Origin of the sequence: Rhodococcus sp. UNC23MFCrub1.1 (assembly GCF_000686025.1) — a bacterium.
GTDB lineage: Bacteria > Actinomycetota > Actinomycetes > Mycobacteriales > Mycobacteriaceae > Rhodococcoides.
This window is the reverse complement of record NZ_JMLQ01000013.1, coordinates 1-20,085: the sequence shown is the minus strand read 5'-3', so window position 1 is coordinate 20,085 and position 20,085 is coordinate 1. Positions and strand designations below refer to the sequence as shown.

The window sequence follows — 20,085 nt, the reverse complement described above, 5'->3', positions numbered from 1 at the left end:
GGCACCACCCATGACCGCCACACGCAACGCCGCACCACCGGCGCGCCCACCCCGCCTACTCCTTCACGCGGTCATGGCATGGCTACTCGCAGTCATCGGACTCCTCGCAACAACCGGGACCGCCACCGCCACCCCGACCACCACGGCACCCGCCGCTGACGGGTGCGCACCGCTGCACCTTCTCGTCGTCCCCGGCACCACCGAAATCGACGAGAACAGCTCACCCGACGCCGATTCCGGGTTCTTCTCCCGGCTCACCGTCCCGGCCATGCGCGACGCCAACTCCGGCACTGAACCCGCACTGGAGCGCAGCTACGTTCCCTACCCGGCATCGTTCGGCGGCAAGCCCGGCGACCGCAGCGCCGACACCTACGCGGCGTCCGTGCAGACCGGCATCGACAACGCCACCACCATGATCGGCGACATTGCCGAGAAGTGCCCCGGCACCAGGGTGTTCGTCTCCGGCTACTCGCAGGGCGGGCAGATCGCCTCCGAGGTCATCCGCGAGATCGGCGCCGGAACCGGCCCCATCGACGCCGACCGGTTCGCCGGCGGCGCCCTGTTCTCCGACCCCACCCGCGGCCAGGGAGAACCCGTCCTCGGCGGCGGTGACCGCGCACCGGCACCGGCCCCGGGCACCACCGGGGACGCGGTGCAGTCCGTCCAGCTCGCGCCCGCGGTCGCCGCGTCACCGCCGGCCGGAGGCGGCATCGCCCCCGACCCCGCCGACGCGGACTTCGGCGCCGTCGCCGACCGCGTCGCCTCCTACTGCACCGCGGGCGATCTGGCGTGTGACACTCCCGCCGACGCACCCGCTGCGAAGCTGGTCGCCAACATTGCCGGGCAGTCCTCGATGGACACCCGCGACCCGGTGCGCATCCTCACCGACGTCTCCGCCGCGGTCGGCCGCTCCGCCCTGCTCACCAGCGCCTCGGCCGTCAACGACAACATCGACTTCGATTCCCGCGCAGGCCGTTTCGAGGTCAACCCCGCATCGGAGACGGTGCTGGGGAAGATGGCGAAGTACTCCGACCCAACCGCCGTCACCGACGGCGAGGCCGTCGACGAAGCGGTCGGCGCGGTCACCAAGATCGCCGGCATGGCGATCGGGGCGGCGATCACCGTCGCCAAGGACGTCATCACTGCCGAGACCATCGGCCAGCTCGCCGCCGTCGGGCTGGCGAACCCCCCGGCTGCGCTCGCCGTCCTCGCCACCAAGGTCGGTGCTGCGGCGGTGAAATTGGTGCCGCCGGCGACGATCGACTCCGCCGTGGCCGTGGCGTTCGACGAGGTCACCCGCACCGTCGACGACAACGCGGGCCTGGCGAAGCTGGTGACCGACACCTCGTACTGGAACACCGCCGCCAAGCACGGCTCCTACGACAGCGTCCCGGTCGGAACTCGCGGCGAAACTCCGGTGCAGCTCACGGTCCGGTGGATCGTCGCCCTCGCCGCCGACCTCACCGGCGATAGCACCCTCGCCGAGAAGGTCGGGGCCGTCCTGACTCGCAGCGCGCAGTTGCTCGCGACCACCGACACCGTCCGCCCCGCCGGCCAGATCCTCGCCGCCGCCGGTACTGCGTCCGCGCGGACGATGTCGGCCACGGCGACCCCGTCGACCACGACGCCGTCGGCGACCACCAGCACTGCACCGGTCGGGGCGTCCTCGACCGGCACCCGGTGACCGACACACCCCATCCAGGAGGGACGGAGATGGCCGCACAACCGATCGACGACCACCAGCTCTACACCGACGACACCACCGGCTCGACGCCCGTTCCCGCCGGACTCCGCATCCCCCCGGCGGACCGGCAGGCACCGGTCCATGCGGACCCGGTGGCCGGGCCGGGACGCCCACCGGTGATGTGGCTGCTCGGCGCGCACGGCGGCGCCGGAGCCTCCACCCTCGCCCGGGTGTGGGCCCCGGCCGCCGATGCCCGCAGGGGGTGGCCCGCCGCCGACCAGTACCGGTCGGTGATCGTCGTCGCCCGCACCCACCGCACCGGCCTCGCCGCCGCCCACGACCTCCTCCTGCAAGCTGCCGCCGGTCTCGTCGGCGGGTGCACCGTCCTCGGACTGGCTTTGGTGCCCGACGCCCCCGGCAAGCTCCCGAAGACCCTGCGGCGCAGCGCCGACGTCGTCGCCTCGGCCGCGCCCGTGGTGTGGCACCTGCCGTGGGTGCCGGATCTGCGGGTGCACACCCTGACCGATCTCGCCCCGTGGTCACCCGCCGAACCCGACCCGGCCCCGCCCGGTCGGATGCGGTCGGTGACGTCGGCCGCTGCCCCGCACCCCGGTCTCGTCGCGGCCGGGCACGCCGCGTTCGACGCCGCCCGCACCGCCGCCACCACTCGCTGACCGACCCCAACCCCGACAACACCGCTCACACCACCGGAGACCCCATGCTCACCACCACCGCGACCGTCGTCCTGGCCCAGAACATCGGCGACGTCGACCCCAGCGCGCCGAGCGGGGAGTTCGGCGACAAGATCAACATGCTCATGTCCTGGCTGATGTGGGGCTGCATCTTCGCCTCCGTCGCCGCGATCATGATCTGCGGCGCCACCCTCGGTTACCAGCGCATGACCGGCGGCGGCGGAGACAGCACCGGCAAGCTCGTCGGCGGCCTGGTCGGCGCGGTCATCATCGGCGGCGCCGCCGGCCTGGTCAACGGACTCATCCTGTGACCACCGGGGCCACCTCCGCGCCCACCGCCACCGGGGTCGACGAGCTGAACGAGACCGTCACCGGCGCCGTCGACTCCGCGGTGAGCCTGCTCGAACTGCTCGCCCGCGGGGCGTTGATCGTCTCCGCCATCGGCATCGCCGTCGGGGTGGTCATGCTCGTCTCGGGCAGCTCCCGCGCCGTCGGCACGATCCTCGGCAGCGTGACCGGCGTCGTCCTGGCCACCGTCGGACTCTCGGGCGGCATCGACTGGATCATCGGCCACGCCACCACCGCCGGGATCGGCACATGAGCGCCGCTCCTGCGGCCGCGGCGACGGTGCTCGCGCAGCCACCGACCTCCCCGGTGACCTTCCCCTCCGAGGTCTGGGGGCCGCTCATGACGGCCCTGTCGTGGCTGCTGTGGTTCGCGATCTGCACCTGCATCGCCGCGCTGTTCGTCTGCGGTGCGGTGTTCGTCAACCAGCGCAAGTCCACCGGAACGCAGGTCGTCGAGGACGCCACCCTCGGCCGCATCCTCGTCTGCGCCGCCGTCATCGGCGGCGCCGCCGGCATCGCCCAAGCCGTCCTCGCCTGATCCACCCACTCGAAAGGTGCCCCGCCCGTGACCGTCTCCCGCACCGCCCGCCTCACCGTCGCCGGAATCGCCGTGATCCTCGCCGCCGCCGGATGCGGCACCGACGACGCCTCCGACACCGCCGACCCGACCCCCTCGGTCGACACCGCCTCCGCGCCGCAGGACCTGCAGTGGCGCACCGTCGCCGGTGTCTCGGTCCCCACCTCCCGCACCGCCGGTCCCACCGCCGGGACAGGAGCGGCCCGGCACGGATACGAGCGCACCCCGCAGGGCGCGGTGCTCGCCGCGATCAACGGGCAGACCGCACTCGCCGTCGCGGACGACCGCACCTGGCCGGAGGTGGTCAACACCGTCACCGCACCGGGACCGGGCCGCGATGCGTTCGCCGTCGCCCGCGCCGGCGTCACCGTCGCCGGCACCGTCCCCACCACCGCCGCACCACGGTTCGTCGGGTTCGAGGTCACCGACTACCAGCTCGACCCACCGACCGCAGCGGTGTCGGTGGCACAAACCATCGGCACCGACCCGCAGCTCTACGCCTATCCCGTTGCCCTGCAATGGATCGACGACGACTGGCGCATCGTCCTGCCCACTCCGGAGGACAACATCGACGCCGCCGAGATCGCCGACCTCACCGGCTACACCACCCTGGAAGGGGCATCGTGACCCGCACCCGCACCCTGATCGTGGCCGCCGTCGCTGTTCTGGTCCTGGTGATCGTCGGCGCCATTGCGTTCGTCGTCCCGAACCTGCGCGGCGATGACACCGCCGCCCCACCGGCGACTCCGACCACACCGGCACCCGCACCGGGGTCGATCGACAACGGCAGCAGCGGCTTCGGCACTCCCACCGTCGACATCCTCGGTCGCAAGGTGACCGTGCCGAACAACCCCGTCGGCTCCCCGCTCCCGCAGCAAGCGACCGAGGACCGGACCGGCTGCGACGTCGCCGGTCCGGTGCCCTCACCCGGTGGTGTGCAGATCCAGCAGACCGTCGGGCTCCCCACGCTGGTCTCGGCCACCGACGGTCCGACCCGCATCGACGGCAACGTTCTCACCGGTTACAGCCGCACCCCCCAAGGAGCTGCCCTAGCCGGCTGGAACTGGATCGGCCGCCTCTACGGGCCCGGACCGGTGGCGAAAGACGCCTACGACAAGCTGACCGTCTCGACGCCGGAGCTCGACGCCCTCGTCGACGGCGACTCATGGACCGGGAACGGATTCGGTGCGGCGCAGTCGCTGCCCGCCCCGGAGGCATTCCGCATCGTCAGCTGCACCGACGACTTCGCCTCCGTCGAGTACGCGATCAACATCCCGATCGACGACAACGGGCAGCGGCGCACGACGCCGGTGTGGCAGGTCATGCGCGCGGCGTTGTTCCACGACGGTGGTGAATGGCGCGCTCGACTCGACAACCGGTCGGTCTCCGCGACGACGGACGTCACCAGCATCGCCGGCTCCACCCCCTGGGCATTGTCGTGAGGCGGCTCGCCACCGCGGTCGTCCTGCTCCTGGCCCTCATCGGTCTCGGCGCCGGAACCGCCTCCGCTCAGGAACCCGAGCCGGTCGCCCCGATCACCGGTATCGCCGAGGACGGCAATGCGTTCCAGCAGCAACGCCGGGAGTGCCTGGCGGACACCCTCGACGGCAACGCCTTCCAGAACTTCATGAACCAAGTCACCGGCGAAGTGGTGGCCGAAGGCGCGTGCCTCATCCAGTCGTTCGAGGACAACCCGGGTGACGCGGTGGCCACGGCCGCGTCGTCGGCGGCGTCGGCGTTCTGGGGGGACTCGGTCGGCGACTTCGCCAAGGCGGTGATGGAGGGCAACGCTCAGGCATTCCGGACGGTGATGACGTTCTGGATGACCGCGGGCATCCCCGGCCTCGGCGCGGAGACCGCGATGTCGGGGCTGCGGAACATCGTCACCGGATTCACCGTCGCCGCCCTGTTCGCCTCGCTGGTGATCGCGATGACCAAACTCGCCGTCGCCCGCAAGCAAGCGGTGATGGAAGGCGCGACGGAAACCGCGTCGATGCTGGTGCGGACGGTGTTCACCGTCGCCCTGCTCCCGGTGCTGGTGCTGATGTTCCACCAGGGCGGCGACGCCGCCTCGGCCTACGCCCTCGAAAGGTTCGTCGGGGGTGATCTGAACGAGAAGATCACTGCGATCACCGCTTTCGACGAGAAGACCGGCCTGGGGCCGGTGTTCGCGCTCGCGTGCGCCGGGTTCGCCTTCCTCGGCTCCGTCGCGCAGCTGATCGCCCTCCTGATCCGGGAGGCGGTGTTGTGCGTGGTGGTGGCGGTGATCCCGCTCGCGGCGGCGTCGTCGGCGACGGCCACCGGCCGCTCGTCCTACAAGTCGATGATCGCGTTCACGTTGGGGGCGTTGCTGTTCAAGCCCGTCGCGACTCTGCTGTATCTGTTCGCGTTCTGGGCGCAGTCCTCGTCCTCCGGTGACCCGGTGGCCTCGGTCATCATCGGCTCGGTCCTGCTTGCAGTCGTCGGGTTCGCGCTGCCGACGTTGGTGCGGATCATCGCCCCCGCAGCGGAGACGATCGCCGCGGGCGGCGTGCAGGCGGCCGGGTTGGCCGCGGCGGGCGGCGCCCTCGCCGGCGGAGCCGGAATGCTCGGTGCGAAAGCGCTGTCGACGGGTGCCCGCGCGCTCGGCGGCACCGGAGGTGGGTCCGGTCCCGGCCCGGGGATGGGCGCGGCGGGCACGGGCGCAAAGGCTCCGGCGGGGTACCGCGGTCAGTACACCGGCGGAGCCCCCGTGCTGGGGAAGCTCCACACCGCCTCCGGTGCGGTGGGACGCGCAGCACGCGGTGCGTCCGGTGTCGCGGCCGCCACCCGCGGCGGTACCGCCGCGACCCTCGGCGGCGCGGCCGGCGCAGTGCGCACGGCGGCGTCCGGGGCGCGCAGTGCAGCGCAGGTCGCCGGTGGCCTCGGGTCCGCCGCCGGCGGGGCGGTCGGCAACTACCACGGCCGGATCCCCCGATGACCGCCACGACGCACGACGAACCGGCGATCTTCTCCGCCGGCACCCGACCGAAGTCGACGTTCGCGTACGGACTATCGGTCAAAGCCGTCGGCTACGCCGCCGCCGGGTTCGCCGTCTCGTTCGCGGTGCTGATCTTCGTCGGCGTCATCCCCGGCCTGGCGCTCATGGCCGTCATGGCCGTGCTGCTGGTGCCGCTGGTGGTCGCCCCGAACGGGCGATCCCTCTACGAGACAGGACAGTTCGCGATGCAGTGGTTCCACCGCAAGCACATCTCCCGCTCCACCGAGTACCACGCCGGACCGCACTCGCAGATCCCCGGCGGCCGCTACCGCCTCCCCGGACTGCTCGCCAAGACCACCCTGCACGTCGGCACCGACCGGCACGGCAACGAGTTCGGGATGATCCACCACCCCGCCGATCACCGCTACACCGTGATCGTGGACTGCCTGCCCGGCGGCGACGAAGCGGTGGTGCGCAGCGAAAAGGACCTCTACACCGCCGACTGGGGCGTCTACCTCGCCGACCTAGGGCTGCCCGGCGACATCGTCGGCGCGGCCGTGGTGGTGGAGAACATTCCCGCCACCGGCCTGCGCCTGGCCCGCCTCGTCGAACGGGAGATGGCCGGTAGTGCGCCGGGGCTGTCGGCGGAGTTCGTGCGGCAGTCGTCGGTGCGGATGCCCTCGGGTCGACACCGCACCCTGGCGCGGTTGTCGATCACCTTCCGCGCCACCACCCGCGAACGACAGAAGGAACCGGAGGAGATGGCCGCGGAGCTGGCCCGGCGGCTGCCGGACCTCTACGGCCACCTCGCCGGCGCCGGTGTCGACGCCCAACCGATGACGGCGGCGGAGATCGTGGCCACCGCACACCGCTCCTACAACCCCTCGACGGAGAACGACTTCGAGGAACTCGACATCGCCGGACTACCGCACGGGGTGGCGTGGGAGGACGCCGGACCGGGCCGGGCCCGCACCGAGTGGGGGCACTACCGGCACGACGGCGCGACGTCGGTGGTGTGGGAGATGGCCGCACCACCGGAGTCGGTGTTCACCGACACCGTCCTCAAACCGCTGCTCGCCCCGCACGACGACCTACCCCGCAAACGCCTCACCCTGATCTATCGGCCGTATTCGGCCGGGGACGCGGCGAAGAAGGTCGAGAAGCAACACCGAGACGCCCTGCACGCCATCAACTCCCGCGGCGCCAAGATCAGCTCCGCCGAGGCGGAGAAGCGTCTCGAGATCACCTCCCAGGCCCGCAAGGAGATGGTCTCCGGCGCCGGGCAGCTCCGGTACTCGGCGCTGCTCACGATCACCGCCCAAGACCCGGCCGAGGTGGGGAACGCCGCGGCGGTCACCGAATCCCTCGCCGCCCGCGCCCGCCTGCGGCTACGGCGCGCGCACGGATTCCAGGACGCCGGGTTCGCCGCCGGCCTCGGACTCGGGGTGCTGCTGCCCGACCACATCACCACCTCCGCCCTGGTCCGCCGCAGCTGACCCCTCACCCTCGGAAGAAGGCGACCACCGATGACACTCACCGACACCCGCAGAGCCTCCACCGATTCCGATGAGCCGCCGCGGCGGCGCGGGTTCATCCCGGATCTCGACTACGCCGACCTCGCCGCCCGCATCGAGGCCGGCGAGACGCCCGAACCGGCGAAGCTCAGCCGCATCGGGATCGGCCTGGCCCGCTGGCGCAACACCCACAGCGACGAGGCCGGTTCCGGCTCCAACACCGCTGCGCCGCAAGGGAAACATCGCGCGGACCCGGACTGGCGGTCGGCGCTGACGACCACGGCGGACGGGGCACGGGGCGCCGGCGGCGGTCGGATGACCTCGGTGCCCGCCCCGATCGAGTACGAGGCGTCGTCGGTGCAGCTGTGCGGGCTCAACCCGTGGGCCATCGGTGCGGCCGCCCCGAACTCGGGCACCATCGTCGGCCAGCACGCCGTCACCGGAGAAGCCGTCGCGTGCGATCCGTTCGCGTACTTCCGCGACAACCACATCGCCAACCCGTCGATGTTCGTCCTCTCCCTCCCCGGCCTGGGGAAGTCCTCGCTCATCCGCAAGGTGCTGCTCGGGGCCACCGCGTGGGGGCAGACGCCGATCGTCGCCGGAGACATCAAAGCCGAATACGTCGCCCTGACCACCATGCTCGGCGGTCAGGTCGTCACCCTCGGGCACGGCGGTGGGCACCTCAACCCTCTCGCCGCGGGCACCCTCGGCCACGCCGTCGTGCGGTTGCGGGCTGCCCGCACGGACGCCGCCGCGGCCGGGGACACCGCGCGCGTCGATCACCTCGGCGAGCTGCTCGGCACCGCGGAGTTGACGGTGCGGACGCGGCAGGTCAACGCGGTGTGCGCGTTGATCGAGCTGATTCGCTACGACACCCATTCGGTGCGGGCGTTCGAGAACTCCATCATCGGTATCGCCCTCGACGAGCTCTACGGCGCCGACGGTGGGTTCGACTACGCGAACCCGCCGCTGATCCGGGACCTCTACCAGCGCATCGACACCGGATCGGAGGCGATGCGGCGCGCGACGTACCAAACCACCCGGGAGGGATACCGGGCGCACATCACCGAGCTGATGCAGGCGCTCGGGGCGCTGATCTCGGGTCCGTTGGGGACGATCTTCGCCGACCACACCTCCCAGCCCCTCGACCTCGACGTCCCCATGATCTGCATCGACGTCTCCTCCCTCGACCGCGGCGACACCGCCCTCAAGGCCGCGGTGATGCTCTCCTGCTGGGCCGATGCCTACGGCACTGTGGAGGCGGCGCACCTGCTCGCCGACGCCGGCCTGGACCGGCAGCGGTTGTTCCTGCTCGCCCTCGACGAGCTGTGGCAGGTCATCGGCGCCGGACCCGGCATGGTCGCCCGCGTCAACGAGATCTCCCGCCTGAATCGCACCGACGCCACCGGGCTGCTGATGATCACCCACACCGGCCGCGACCTCGAAACCCTGCCCACCGAAGCGGACATCAAGACCGCCAAGGGGTTCATCGACCGCGCCGGCATGGTCGTCTGCGGGGGCCTGCCCATCGGTGAGGTCGAACGCCTCTCCGGCGAGCTGAAGTTCACCTCCGCCGAGCAGGACATGGTGACCTCCTGGTCCCGCGGGGCGGCATTGCGGTCGGCGGAGCGGCGCACCGCCCGCTCACCGATCGGGCGGGGGAAGTTCCTGATCAAAGTGGCCAAGGACAACACTCCTGGCATCCCCATCCAGACGGTGTTCACCGACCTCGAGATCGACTCCGGTGTCCACGACACCAACGCCCGCTTCGCCGACTACTTCGACACCGCCGCCACTCCCACCGCGGCCGGCGACGAAGCGATCGGGCCGGTGTACCGATGAGGGCCGAATACGGCGCCGAGGTCAAGGAGTGGGCGCTCGAGACCTACCGCTCCTCCCGCCCGAACTACCCCTCACGGGACCAGTGCGTGACCGCGATCGCCGAGCAGATCGGCGCGCACGTCAACACCGTGAACCGGTGGATCAAGCTCGAGTTCGGGCCCTCCCGCGCACCGGCGGCGGACGAGGTGGTCGCCAAGCTCCGCGCCGCCGAAGCGGAGATCGAACGCCTGCTGCGGGTCAACCGTGACCTGACCGACCGGCTCGCCGCCGTCTCGCCTCGCTCGATCGCAGCGCAATGAAGAAGGGCGGGGCGATCGCGCTGGTCACGGCGCTCGCGGCGGCGTTGTTCGTGGTCCTGTTCGTCACCACCATCGGCACGGACCCGGACGATCCGTGCATCCCGCGCGGCGGCAGCAGCTCGACAGCCGGTGGAGTACCGGCCGGGTCGTTCGCCAAGCCGATGAAGACCTCCGACGGGCAGGTGACCAGTCCGTTCGGGGCGCGGTGGGGAACTCAGCACAACGGGATGGACATCGCCGGCCCGGTCGGCACCCCCATCTACGCCTACGCCGACGGCATCGTCTCCAAGGCAGGACCTGCGTCCGGGTTCGGCAACTGGATCGTCCTCGACCACAACATCGACGGCCGGCTCGTCTCTACGGTCTACGGCCACATGTTCGCCGACGGGGTGCTAGTGAAGGTCGGGGACCGGGTCACCGCCGGGCAGCACATCGCGAACGAGGGCAACGACGGCCAGTCCACCGGGGCGCACCTGCATTTCGAGTACCACCCCGGCGGGTGGGCGCCCGGCCACGCGATCGACCCCGCCCCCTATTACGCCGCCGCGGCCGACCCCGGCACCGGCGCGCCCGGGTCGGCACCGTCGCCGCCGCCGTCCTCGCCACCGTCCACCCCGGACACCGCCGCCGGGGCCGCGGAGATGGCCGCGCTGCCCGCCTCCGTCGGCTCGGAAGAGCACTTCCAGGTCGACACCGTCCGCGTCGCCCGCGCCGTCCACGCGACGTTCCCGCAGATCACCCGTATCGGTGGGTGGCGCGCCGACGGCGGCGGATTCGACGACCACCCCTCCGGCCGAGCCGTCGACGTGACGATCGACAACTGGTCCACCGAGGACGGCAAAGCCCTCGGCGACCAGGTCAAGGACTACCTGTGGGCCAACCGCGACGTGTTGCAGATCGAGTACATGATCTGGCGTCAGCAGTACATCCCGTCGACCGGTGAGCCGAACATCATGGAGGACAGGGGATCACCGACGCAGAACCACTTCGACCACGTCCACGTCACCGTCGCCGGCCACGGCCCGCCCGCACCCGGGCAGACCTACGGACCCGCCCCCGGCGGGGCCGGATCGGCACCGAAGGCGAACGGCAGCTGCACCACCGCCCCCGGTGCCGGGTTGGGCGGCACGGGTGACCTCGCCGCCGGGCAGATCCCGCCGGAGTTCGAGAGATGGTTGCCGCTCTCGGCGGCGCAGTGCCGCGAGTTGTCCCCGGCGATCCTCGCCGCGCAACTGAAGCAGGAGTCGGGGTTCACCGCGGGGCTGACCAGCCCGTCCGGGGCGCAGGGGTACGCGCAGTTCCTCCCCGGCACCTGGGCCTCCTACGGCTACCCGGTCGACGAGGCCGGTCAGGTCACCGGGCCCGCCGGGGCCGGTGACCCCAACGACGTCGGCGACGCGGTCATGGCGCAGGGCCGCTACAACTGCGCCGTCGCCGACACACTGAGGCCGGGCATCGAATCCGGTGCCATCACCGGTGACCCGGTCGCGTTGATGCTCGCCGGCTACAACGCCGGACCCGGCGCCGTCCAACAGTTCGGCGGCATCCCGCCCTATGCAGAAACACAGAACTACGTCACCACCATCAGCGGCACCGCCGCCGCCTACGACCTCGCCCGCTGACCGAAAAGAACGGACACACCACCGATGCCTGCCTACCGCACCACCACCCGCACACCCGGCGTCGCCGCCGCCGTCCTCGCGGCCGTCGCCGTCGTCGCCCTCATCGCGGTCGGTACTGCGCTGGTCGTCCTGACCGGCACCACCCGCGGTGAGGGCGAGCGGGGCGGCACCGACGCCGGTTTCGCCATCGACCCGATTGCTGATTATCCGACCTCGGTGGCCACCGTGGTCATGGCCGGCATCTACACCTGGCAACCGTCGGTGCAGGACTCCACCTGGGACGCCCTGCACACCCAGAGCGCGTTCCTGACCGGGCCGATGGCCACCGCCGCCGCCACACCCCCGACGCCGGCGCCGCGTCTGATGAGCGAGTGGGCGGGGTGGGCGCGCAGCGACGACACCGTCACCGCGGCCGTCGAAGCGCCCGGCGAGACCGTTGTCGACGGGGGCACCGCGACGGTGCCGGTGACCATCTCCCAGACGGTGCTGCATCGCTCGCGGGAGAGCACCCCGTTCACCACCTACACCGCCGACGTGACGCTGACTCGGGTCGAGGAGTCGTGGAAAGTAGCGAACTACCGCATCCTGAGCAGCACCCTGTGACCGCCCACGACCGCGACGGAGGCCGACCGATGCAGACCAAACACACCGGACCGGGTCGCTGCGACACCGCACCTGTCGCTGCGGCCGCCGCCGCGCTGATGTCGGTGCCGTCGGGTGACGACCTCACCCCCACAGACGTGCAGACGGTGGCGTTCGCGCTGCGCCTGGTGCATCGCACCGTCGACGCCGACCCGGAGTTGGCCGGAGCGCTCGAGACCGCCCGTGGTCACGTGTGCCGCGCCGCCGAGAGTTGGTACGTCGCCCTCGGACGTGATGCGGACATCGCGTCGTGGGAAGCGCGGGCGGCGTTCGACGACCTCTGCGACGTGCTGCAATTGGCCGACTGCACCTGCGACAACCCGGCCGCCGGATATCGGGTGCTCGCTGTCGCGATCGCCGACACCGTGAAGTCCGTCGTGCGCTACCTGATGGTCCGGTCCGGGCCACCGGTGCCGTGGGAAGCAGGACCCGACCGGACCACGATGCTGCATCTACGGCGCGCTGCCGCCGAGATGACCACCGTCACCGGAGCGTTGAGCGCCCGCTGACTGGTGTCGTGGCCCCCGCGGGCGTGATGCAACGACCACCACGCTAGGGACGGCGTCGCAAGGAACCGCGGGGGATCGTGGCGGGGGTCAGTTCGCGGAGTCGTAGGCCTCGACGACCTCGGCGGGAATGCGGCCGCGGGAGTTGACGGTGTAACCGTTCGCGTTCGCCCACTCACGGATGGCGCGGGTCTGCTCGGGATCACGTTTCGTTGACGGCGCCGATTCGGCCGCTGCAGACGGCTTCGGGGTGGCGGTCTTGCGCTTGCGACCACCCACACGTTCGGCGTGCTGGATGTAGTAGTCGAGTTTGCGGTGGAACTCGGTGGCGTTCTTGTCCTTGAGGTCGATGCTGTAGTCGACTCCGTTGACCGAGAAGCTGATCGATTCTCCGGTGCCGTCGGCGATGGCGGTTCCGTCGATGTCGTCGGTCAATTCGACGACGTATTGCTTGGCCACGGGTAAAGGTCCTCTTCGTCGCGGTGAACTGTGCTCTGTCGAGTTCTACCACGGCTTTTCGCGTACCTATAGTTGCGAGGCCGGGCGTTCGGCGTACCTCGCCAGGAAAACAGGCCGAGGGTTGGAACAAATACGAGATGGACGGTACGAATTGTGCTGTCCGAAAGTGGACACGTGTTTGTCGGTGGGGGAGTGCACAGTGCATCCGTGCGCATCAGAACGCTGGCAGGGCCGCCGCTTCCTCACGAAATCGTCGCTGACACCTGTCGGGTGATCATCCTGGCGCATACCGCGAACGTTGTTGGGATGGACACCGACCGGGACGAGTCTGCGCCAGCGAGAGGGGAGGCGTGGTGACCGGCCGCCGCGGCGTCCCGCCGTCCGTCTACGCCGCGGCGGTCACGGAGGCCGCGGCGGTTCTTCAGGATCGCGTCGACGTTCTCCTCGACCGGCTCACCGACCGCGTCGTGAGCGCACCGCAACCCGGCACCGCCCGATGGCTGACGGAATTTCGCCGGCCGTCGATATCGCCGCGGGAACGTGAGGCAGTGAGGTCGGCGATCCTGGCGGCGGCCGGGTACGCCCCCTCGTCGATCCGCGTCGTGTCCACGCGGCGGGGGAGGCCGAACGACCCCGCTCAACTGGCGATGTTCTGAGTCGGGCCGCACTCGGTAGCAAGCTAGGCAGCTGTACAGCTATGCAGCTAGCCGGATCTGTACCGCCGCTCGCGCGAGGGGGGTGCTGCCGAGAATCGAGCGAGGCTCTCCCGTTTCAGCGGCCGGTCTCGGTGGGCTCGCCCGCCGTCGCTGAGTTCCGTCGTCGGTGCCCAGATTGTGACTCCGCGCGAACCGGCCGGTCACCGACAACTCTCGGGTGGCGTCGGAGTGTTGCCTACCGGCCGAGACATCGTTGTTCGGGTTCGGTGGGCCCGGCTTCCGGTGTCGATCGCCTGCGTCGACGCCTGGCTCGCCGAGGGTCGCACCGACCACCGTCGATGACGACTACGCCGCCATCGACGCACTCATCGCCTCCGCTCGCTTCGACGAGAATCTGCGTCGGAAGATTCGTGCCGCGTACATGGATCTGCACTGCGCAGTCGCCGACGCAGTGGCCGCCGATCACCCGTATCGACCGGACGTGCTGTACAGCAAGGCCGCGTACCGCATTCTCGCTCTGGCCTATGGGCACTGGACCATGTCAGAGCTCGGCATGCCCCCCCCCCCGGCGACGCCGCCTCGATGCGCGAGCTCGCCGAATCGATTGTCGCTCGGGTGGAGCGCGCACCCCAAGACAACTGACCCGGAACCCCCGCACGTGAGTTTTACTGTCGGGCCCGGTCCACGTGTGGGCAGTGGGCTGATCGAAAAATAACTCAAACGTAGGGTTCGTTGCATTGAGGCCGCGGCAACAGACGCATCGCGGCGAACTCCGCCGCGCCGAGAATCCCGCGCTGTCGATGGCGTGGGGGGGGTCGAGTCTGCAGTCCCCGCGCCATCGACGGGCCGTACATCCGAGTCGAAGACCTGGTTCAGGTGATGGTCGATGCCGCCGTGTTCGTTACGCCCTCGTCGTCCGGTCGTCGCGGGCTGCGGTAGTCGGTGTCGGGGAGTTAGGAGCCGCGGCGTCGGGGTACCAGCCGGTGAACTTCATCGCCGCGACGAGCAGGACGATGGGTATGACCCAGTTGGTCCAGTCGGCCGTAGCGGGGGCGGTGATGGCGACGACCCCGCTGAGAGCGATCGCAGCGAAGACCACACCCCACATTGCGGTGAGGACGCGGTTGATGCGCTTGAAGGCGGGGGTGGTCCAGACGGCGCGGGGAACGCCCCGGCGGGCGTACTGCTCGGTGAACGGCACGAACAACAACGAGCCGAGCGCGATGACGGCGAGCGCGGCGCTGGAGATGACGTTCGACCACCGGTCCACGACGTCACCCTCCGCGGGTCCGATCATCACCCCGATGACGGTGAGGGCGAGGAAGAACACCGTCGTGGCGATGTCGAGCATTTTTGGGGACCGGGCGAGGAGGTCCGGGACGCAGATCACCGCACCCGCCAGGGCGGCCGCCGCCGCACCGTAGACCCACGTGCTGGGACTGCTGGCGATGACCCAGAACGCGATCCAGGGAACGAAACCCGCGGCGGGGTTGTCGGTGAACTTCACTGCCGCATCTGCGATCGGGTGGGGGGTGGTCATCGCATCTCCTGTTGTGCCGCAGCGCCGTTCGGGTCCACTGTTGTCTCGTGGTCCGTGCGAATCGGTTGGCGTGTTCGGTGTCGGTGGGCGGCGGAGAGCGCGAGGAGAACCAGCACCGGGACAGCGACGTCGACGATCAGGATGGGACCGGAGTTGTAGGGGGCGTAATTGTCGTTGCGCACCAGTTCCACGAAGTGCCCGACGGCGTCGCCGAGGTAGAAGACCGAGAATCCGATCGCGGTTGCTGTGCGAAACGACCCTTTTCGTGTCGCGCAGAGCAATCCGAGAACGGCGAAAGCGAGGTTGGCCATCGCGACCTCGAACTGGAACGGGTTTCCGGCGGGGAAGCCGATCTGCTCGGCAGTGGCGTCGGCGGCGAACACGTGGGAGCCGGTGACCACCAGGCCACCGACCCCTGCCACTCCGACCAACAGCCAGAGCAGGAGCGTGTCACCGGGCGAGGGCGCGGCGGGGTCGCCGCGGTGTCGCCGGATGCTGACGACAGCCCCGATGACGCTGATCAGGGGGACAGCCACCGGCCCGTAGTCGGGGGCACTGTTCCAGGCGTCGGACCACATCGGTGTTCTCCTCGTCGGTCGGGATGGTGCGGGGCCCCACGCTCGAATGAGCGCGGCCGAGAAACGATCAGTGAGTGGGCGGCACCGGGCCGCGCTGTTCCGGGCCGGCCAGTGCGGCACCGGTGAAAGCGGACAGTGTGCTGCGTAACGCCGCGACCGTGGGCCAGGGGAAGTCGGGGAGAGAGATCAACAGCGAGGCGAAGCCGTGCTGGCTCATCCACAGCACCGCAGCCACTGCGTCGGGGTCACCGGCCGCGATGGTGCCCTCGGTCATTGCTTGGGCCACATCGGCCGACAACGCCCCCAGCCCGGTGTCGGCGAACGTACTGGCCTCCTCGAATCGAGTCGGGGTGGACTCGTGGCCGCTTCCCATGAACAGCACCCGATACAGATCCGGGTTGGACAGTGCGAAGTTCACGTACGACTCCCCACGCAACTCCACCCGCGTGAAGGCATCGTCCACTGCGGCCAGGGTGAGCGCGAGGGTCGCCTCACTATCACCGAGTCGTCGGTAGGCCAACTCGTACAGGAACTCGTCGCGGCCTGCGAAATGCAAGTAGAACGACGCCGGGGCGACCGTCACTCGGTCGCACACCGCACGCACGGTCAAGTCCGCAACACCGGTGGATCCGGCGAGAATGTCCCCGCCCGCCCGCAGCAGATCTTCACGCAACCGCGCCCCGTCACCGCGGCCGGCCTGACGGCGCTTCGGTCGGCGATCAACCAAGACAGTTCCCCCTGCACGAAACGACGCCGTCCGGCACCGGTGGTACTGCGAACTCGCGGTACCACGCACACGGTAACGGCGGAGAAAAGGTCACGGTGAACACCGTTCACCCTGCCGTGCCGGTTCCCCGTAGCGTTCGCAGGGCGCCCGGACAAGTGGAGCGAAACCGGTGGTCAGGGCCGAGCCCGTTCGGACCGGTGACGCACACGCACGACCCACTCGTCGCTCGACCGTCGCTGACGCCGCACTCACCCACGAAAGAAGGTCACGGCCCTCATGTCGAACACCCCGCACCCGACCGCGTCCGCAGTTGCCAAAATCGCCGGCCGCGTCCTCGCCCCGGCCGCGCTCGTTCTGTCCCCGGTGCTGCTCGCGTCGCCCGCGGCCGCCACCATCGATCGTGGCCATTACGCGGTCGCCGTCATCGACCCGGCCACCGGGGCCTCGGTCGGTTCGGCGTCCATCATCCCGTACCGGGAGATCATCATCAGGGACGGCGAGAACGGAAACTTGACCTTCTTCCCGGCCGACAGCAGACGCCTGGGCGATCTTCTCTACGTCGACAACCGCACGAACCGAAACCTCACCATCGCCCTTCTCGACAACGGCGCACGTGTGACGGTCACGAACCTCCCCGCCGGGGACACAAGGGGATTCACACCCCCCACACCCTGAGGACCCTCGACGTGGTCCTCCCACACGATTCTGTCGGCACATCCCCGGCGGCAACTGGTCGACAACGCCCCCCGCGTGTCCGTCATCGTCGACGTCTCGTCGATCGTCGGCCGCGCAGCTCACAGCGCAATGGGTGTACAACACGACCAGAATCGGAGTGAACGGCTTCATCGAAGCCCTCCGCCGGGAAACGCAGCCCACCGGATACGTGTCGGCGTCGTCGAGTCCTAAAGAGCCGTCTCGTGCGACTGCTCGAACGGCGACAGAAATTGACGATAAGGAGAATGATGAGCCGCGTGGCCAATGACGCGGGTCTGATCACTGCCGACGGCTCGAACCTCGCCGAACCCGATCGCCGACGCCGGGCCCGTGTGGGTACGTACGTCGTGCTCTTCGTCGGTGTGGTCGCGGCGAACCTTGCGCTGTTCCTCTGGGGTGTGGGTGCGAACTGGTGGCGACCGGACGCGCCCAGCCTGCAGGTGATCGCGGCGATCTCCCAGGTCAACATCCTGTTCGCGATCCTGCCGCGCCAACACTGGATGGTGAACCTGCTGTCTTACCTCGCGACAAAAGCGCCCACATCCTGGCCGCTGCGGCTGCGCTGGCGGCTGGCGCAGTACTACCACGTGGGCGGCCTTCACGTCGGCGGCGCCATCTCCGGCACGCTCTGGTACGTGGTCTACCAGGTCGAGCTGGCGCCGGCGTGGTTCGACGGAGTGCTGGGCTTCGACGACGTGTCCATGGGCATCGCCGTCGCGGTCTGCCTGACGCTGATCACCATCTGCGTCTTGGCCTCACCGGGTTTACGCACCCGACACCACGACATCTTCGAGGCCTCGCACCGATTCGGGACGTGGACGGTGCTGGTTTTGAGTTGGGCGAACACGCTGATCCTGGCCCATCTGCACAGGCCGGCCCGCCCGTTCGGCGACGCGCTGGTGTCCTCCCCGATCTTCTGGATGCTGGTGGTGTCCACCAGTCTGGCGGTGTGGCCGTGGCTTCTGCTCCGCAAGGTCGCGATCACCACCGAGCGCCCCTCCGATCACACCGTCATCGTCCGGCTCGACCACGGGTTCACCCCTGCCGTGGGCACCACTCGCGCGATCAGCCGTCACCCGCTCCTCGGGTGGCATCCTTTCGCGTGTGTTCCCGCGGCTCCGGGCGAGAGCGGGTACCGCATGGTCGTCTCCCGTGCGGGCGGCTGGACGGGTGAATTCATCGAGAATCCGCCCTCCCACGTATGGGTACGTGGGATCCCGACCGCCGGTGTCGCCAATGCCAAAAGGCTCTTCGACCGCGTCCTCTACATCGCGACCGGTAGCGGAATCGGACCGACCCTCGGCCACCTCCTCACCGACACCCGAGGAGCACGTCTGGTGTGGGTCACCAAGAATCCGCGCGCGACGTACGGCGACGGTCTCGTCGACGAAGTGCAGGGATCGCAGCCGGAGGCCGTCATCTGGAACACCAGCGAGCAGGGCAAACCCGACGTCTTCGACCTCTCGTACAAGGCTTTCGTGGACTCCGGCGCCGACGCGGTCATCATCGTCTCCAACAAGGCCGTCACCGACCGAGTGGTCAGCGAGTTCGAACGCCGCGGCATCCCCGCCTTCGGTCCCATCTGGGATTCCTGACGCAGGCGCACCGTCGTCCCTCGTGCGGCCACGCAGCGGTGTCTACCGGCCGGGTTCGTGCTCGTGGGCGGTGATGAGGCGGACGAGTCGAGGCACGTGCAGGAACGGCGTCATATGCGCGGCGCACTTCCTAATCCCAGTACGTGCAATCTCGCAGCATGGATTCGGGAATCGGAAGAACCCCAGGTGAAACGTCGCTTGGGTGTACCGTCAGCAACAAGACGCAACGTTTGCCATGACGCATCCTCCGGGTGCGGGCTGCACTGTTTCGATCACCGTCGTTTCCGCTGAGAGCGCGTCGACGAATTTCACCGTTTTCGCAGTGTTCACGAGACTTCGTGCGCCGCATCTTCCTCGTGATCGAGGTGCGGAACGACGCCGACCGTCGTGGGGACGTTTCACCTGCACCGCCAGTGCCCGTCGGGGGCCGGCGATGCGTGCCCGAGCGCATCGACGACTACTCGCTGCGCGCGCTTCTCCTTCACCAGGATCCCTCTTGACGCACCCGAATCATCGCCCGCACAACAGCTTCAACTGGTCCTTGCCCCCTCTGGTCGGGGTGGCCGCACTAGCGACGGCAGCGCTGATGCTTACCAACGGGGCAGTCGCCTCGGCTGCGACGCCGACCGTCGGACTCGGTACCGCCGACCCCTTCGCAGTGTTGGCCGGCGCAGCCGTGACCAACACCGGCGTGTCGAACATCAGCGGATCGGTCGGTGTCAGCGCAGGATCCGCCGTCGACGGATTCCCACCGGGAATCGTCACCAATGGTGTCATCCGCCGGGCAGACCCCGTCGCGGCGCAGGCGCAGGCCGATCTGACCGTCGCGTACAACGACGCCGCCGGCCGCACACCCCCGACCGCCGTGCCCGTCGAGATCGGCGGCCGCACACTCGTCTCCGGTGTGTACAAGGCGGACACCGAACTCGGACTCACCGGCACCGTCACACTCGATGCTCAGTCGGACCCGAACGCTGTGTTCATCTTTCAAGCGGGGTCGACCCTGACCACCGCGTCGAACAGCACCGTGAACCTCGTCAACGGTGCCCAGCCCTGCAACGTGTTCTGGCAGGTCGGATCATCCGCTGCCCTCGGGACATCGACCACCTTCGTCGGATCGATCCTGGCGCTC

Annotated in this window: 22 protein-coding genes; 18 read left to right on the top strand and 4 right to left on the bottom strand. The window is 69.6% G+C overall.

Annotation, left to right across the window (positions count from 1 at the left end; genetic code table 11):
* Nucleotides 1-10 precede the first annotated feature (10 nt).
* Genes BR07_RS25865 through BR07_RS0121180 form a run of 14 tightly spaced genes read left to right on the top strand, consistent with a single transcriptional unit; the run spans nucleotide 11 to nucleotide 12,687 of the window.
* The gene (locus tag BR07_RS25865; RefSeq protein ID WP_051613677.1) at nucleotides 11-1,684 is read left to right on the top strand and encodes a cutinase family protein; all 1,674 of its coding nucleotides are present in this window, start codon (nucleotides 11-13) and stop codon (nucleotides 1,682-1,684) included.
* 29 nt (nucleotides 1,685-1,713) lie between these two features.
* Nucleotides 1,714-2,358 (top strand): DUF6668 family protein, encoded by a 645-nt coding sequence (locus BR07_RS0121240; protein WP_027507133.1) that lies wholly within the window; start codon nucleotides 1,714-1,716, stop codon nucleotides 2,356-2,358.
* 44 nt (nucleotides 2,359-2,402) lie between these two features.
* Entirely contained in the window at nucleotides 2,403-2,687 is a 285-nt protein-coding gene (locus BR07_RS0121235) for a hypothetical protein (RefSeq protein WP_027507132.1), read from the top strand.
* On the top strand, nucleotides 2,684-2,977 hold the full coding sequence (locus BR07_RS0121230) for a hypothetical protein (RefSeq protein ID WP_027507131.1): 294 nt from the start codon (nucleotides 2,684-2,686) through the stop codon (nucleotides 2,975-2,977). The genes BR07_RS0121235 and BR07_RS0121230 overlap by 4 nt, the downstream gene beginning before the upstream one ends.
* Entirely contained in the window at nucleotides 2,974-3,261 is a 288-nt protein-coding gene (locus BR07_RS0121225; RefSeq protein ID WP_027507130.1) for a hypothetical protein, read from the top strand. Before BR07_RS0121230 ends, BR07_RS0121225 begins: the two co-directional genes overlap by 4 nt.
* A 27-nt stretch (nucleotides 3,262-3,288) precedes the next feature.
* Nucleotides 3,289-3,927: a hypothetical protein gene (locus tag BR07_RS0121220; RefSeq protein WP_037187219.1), complete on the top strand. Its 639-nt coding sequence runs from the start codon at nucleotides 3,289-3,291 to the stop codon at nucleotides 3,925-3,927.
* Nucleotides 3,924-4,742, top strand: coding sequence for a hypothetical protein (locus BR07_RS26405; RefSeq protein WP_051613676.1), 819 nt, complete (start codon nucleotides 3,924-3,926; stop codon nucleotides 4,740-4,742). Before BR07_RS0121220 ends, BR07_RS26405 begins: the two co-directional genes overlap by 4 nt.
* The gene (locus BR07_RS0121210; protein WP_027507128.1) at nucleotides 4,739-6,259 is read left to right on the top strand and encodes a hypothetical protein; all 1,521 of its coding nucleotides are present in this window, start codon (nucleotides 4,739-4,741) and stop codon (nucleotides 6,257-6,259) included. The genes BR07_RS26405 and BR07_RS0121210 overlap by 4 nt, the downstream gene beginning before the upstream one ends.
* On the top strand, nucleotides 6,256-7,755 hold the full coding sequence (locus tag BR07_RS0121205; protein ID WP_027507127.1) for an SCO6880 family protein: 1,500 nt from the start codon (nucleotides 6,256-6,258) through the stop codon (nucleotides 7,753-7,755). The genes BR07_RS0121210 and BR07_RS0121205 overlap by 4 nt, the downstream gene beginning before the upstream one ends.
* A gap of 30 nt (nucleotides 7,756-7,785) precedes the next feature.
* Nucleotides 7,786-9,615: an ATP/GTP-binding protein gene (locus BR07_RS25855; RefSeq protein WP_051613675.1), complete on the top strand. Its 1,830-nt coding sequence runs from the start codon at nucleotides 7,786-7,788 to the stop codon at nucleotides 9,613-9,615.
* Nucleotides 9,612-9,914, top strand: a complete 303-nt coding sequence (locus BR07_RS0121195; protein WP_027507126.1) for a hypothetical protein — start codon at nucleotides 9,612-9,614, stop codon at nucleotides 9,912-9,914. Before BR07_RS25855 ends, BR07_RS0121195 begins: the two co-directional genes overlap by 4 nt.
* Nucleotides 9,911-11,536: a peptidoglycan DD-metalloendopeptidase family protein gene (locus BR07_RS0121190; RefSeq protein ID WP_027507125.1), complete on the top strand. Its 1,626-nt coding sequence runs from the start codon at nucleotides 9,911-9,913 to the stop codon at nucleotides 11,534-11,536. Before BR07_RS0121195 ends, BR07_RS0121190 begins: the two co-directional genes overlap by 4 nt.
* A 24-nt stretch (nucleotides 11,537-11,560) precedes the next feature.
* Nucleotides 11,561-12,139, top strand: a complete 579-nt coding sequence (locus BR07_RS26400; RefSeq protein ID WP_051613674.1) for a hypothetical protein — start codon at nucleotides 11,561-11,563, stop codon at nucleotides 12,137-12,139.
* Nucleotides 12,140-12,168: 29 nt separating this feature from the next.
* Entirely contained in the window at nucleotides 12,169-12,687 is a 519-nt protein-coding gene (locus BR07_RS0121180) for a hypothetical protein (RefSeq protein WP_155957140.1), read from the top strand.
* Between the two features lie 87 nt (nucleotides 12,688-12,774).
* Here the strand turns inward: BR07_RS0121180 and BR07_RS0121175 are convergent, their stop codons facing one another.
* On the bottom strand, nucleotides 12,775-13,143 hold the full coding sequence (locus BR07_RS0121175) for a histone-like nucleoid-structuring protein Lsr2 (protein WP_027507123.1): 369 nt from the start codon (nucleotides 13,141-13,143) through the stop codon (nucleotides 12,775-12,777).
* Nucleotides 13,144-13,496: 353 nt separating this feature from the next.
* Here BR07_RS0121175 and BR07_RS25845 point away from each other — a divergent pair, with 353 nt between their 5' ends.
* A complete protein-coding gene (locus BR07_RS25845; protein WP_155957139.1) occupies nucleotides 13,497-13,799 on the top strand; it encodes a hypothetical protein in 303 nt (100 codons plus the stop codon).
* A gap of 901 nt (nucleotides 13,800-14,700) precedes the next feature.
* Here the strand turns inward: BR07_RS25845 and BR07_RS25840 are convergent.
* From BR07_RS25840 to BR07_RS0121150, 3 genes are all read right to left on the bottom strand, one after another.
* The gene (locus BR07_RS25840; RefSeq protein WP_197027861.1) at nucleotides 14,701-15,339 is read right to left on the bottom strand and encodes a hypothetical protein; all 639 of its coding nucleotides are present in this window, start codon (nucleotides 15,337-15,339) and stop codon (nucleotides 14,701-14,703) included.
* Complete coding sequence (locus BR07_RS25835; RefSeq protein ID WP_051613672.1) at nucleotides 15,336-15,917, bottom strand: DUF6790 family protein; 582 nt, start codon at nucleotides 15,915-15,917, stop codon at nucleotides 15,336-15,338. The genes BR07_RS25840 and BR07_RS25835 overlap by 4 nt, the downstream gene beginning before the upstream one ends.
* Nucleotides 15,918-15,984: 67 nt before the next feature.
* Entirely contained in the window at nucleotides 15,985-16,644 is a 660-nt protein-coding gene (locus tag BR07_RS0121150; protein ID WP_197027860.1) for a TetR/AcrR family transcriptional regulator, read from the bottom strand.
* Nucleotides 16,645-16,920: 276 nt separating this feature from the next.
* On the opposite strand from BR07_RS0121150, the gene BR07_RS0121145 reads away from it, so the two are divergent.
* The 3 genes from BR07_RS0121145 to BR07_RS0121130 all read left to right on the top strand — a co-directional run.
* On the top strand, nucleotides 16,921-17,319 hold the full coding sequence (locus BR07_RS0121145) for a hypothetical protein (RefSeq protein ID WP_027507121.1): 399 nt from the start codon (nucleotides 16,921-16,923) through the stop codon (nucleotides 17,317-17,319).
* A 296-nt stretch (nucleotides 17,320-17,615) separates the two neighbouring features.
* Nucleotides 17,616-18,953 carry a hypothetical protein gene (locus tag BR07_RS0121140; protein ID WP_155957138.1) on the top strand — a complete coding sequence of 446 codons (1,338 nt, stop codon included), beginning with the start codon at nucleotides 17,616-17,618 and terminating at the stop codon, nucleotides 18,951-18,953.
* A 586-nt stretch (nucleotides 18,954-19,539) separates the two neighbouring features.
* Nucleotides 19,540-20,085: ice-binding family protein (locus tag BR07_RS0121130; RefSeq protein ID WP_037187216.1), on the top strand; the 546-nt coding region annotated here is incomplete at its 3' end.

Bases quoted from the DNA above. Each gene is read 5' to 3' on its own strand.
- BR07_RS25865 (WP_051613677.1), top strand. From the start codon at position 11: ATGACCGCCACACGCAACGCCGCACCACCGGCGCGCCCACCCCGCCTA.
- BR07_RS0121240 (WP_027507133.1), top strand. From the start codon at position 1,714: ATGGCCGCACAACCGATCGACGACCACCAGCTCTACACCGACGACACC.
- BR07_RS0121235 (WP_027507132.1), top strand. From the start codon at position 2,403: ATGCTCACCACCACCGCGACCGTCGTCCTGGCCCAGAACATCGGCGAC.
- BR07_RS0121225 (WP_027507130.1), top strand. From the start codon at position 2,974: ATGAGCGCCGCTCCTGCGGCCGCGGCGACGGTGCTCGCGCAGCCACCG.
- BR07_RS0121205 (WP_027507127.1), top strand. From the start codon at position 6,256: ATGACCGCCACGACGCACGACGAACCGGCGATCTTCTCCGCCGGCACC.
- BR07_RS25855 (WP_051613675.1), top strand. From the start codon at position 7,786: ATGACACTCACCGACACCCGCAGAGCCTCCACCGATTCCGATGAGCCG.
- BR07_RS0121195 (WP_027507126.1), top strand. From the start codon at position 9,612: ATGAGGGCCGAATACGGCGCCGAGGTCAAGGAGTGGGCGCTCGAGACC.
- BR07_RS0121190 (WP_027507125.1), top strand. From the start codon at position 9,911: ATGAAGAAGGGCGGGGCGATCGCGCTGGTCACGGCGCTCGCGGCGGCG.
- BR07_RS26400 (WP_051613674.1), top strand. From the start codon at position 11,561: ATGCCTGCCTACCGCACCACCACCCGCACACCCGGCGTCGCCGCCGCC.
- BR07_RS0121180 (WP_155957140.1), top strand. From the start codon at position 12,169: ATGCAGACCAAACACACCGGACCGGGTCGCTGCGACACCGCACCTGTC.
- BR07_RS25840 (WP_197027861.1), bottom strand. From the start codon at position 15,339: ATGACCACCCCCCACCCGATCGCAGATGCGGCAGTGAAGTTCACCGAC.
- BR07_RS25835 (WP_051613672.1), bottom strand. From the start codon at position 15,917: ATGTGGTCCGACGCCTGGAACAGTGCCCCCGACTACGGGCCGGTGGCT.
- BR07_RS0121145 (WP_027507121.1), top strand. From the start codon at position 16,921: ATGTCGAACACCCCGCACCCGACCGCGTCCGCAGTTGCCAAAATCGCC.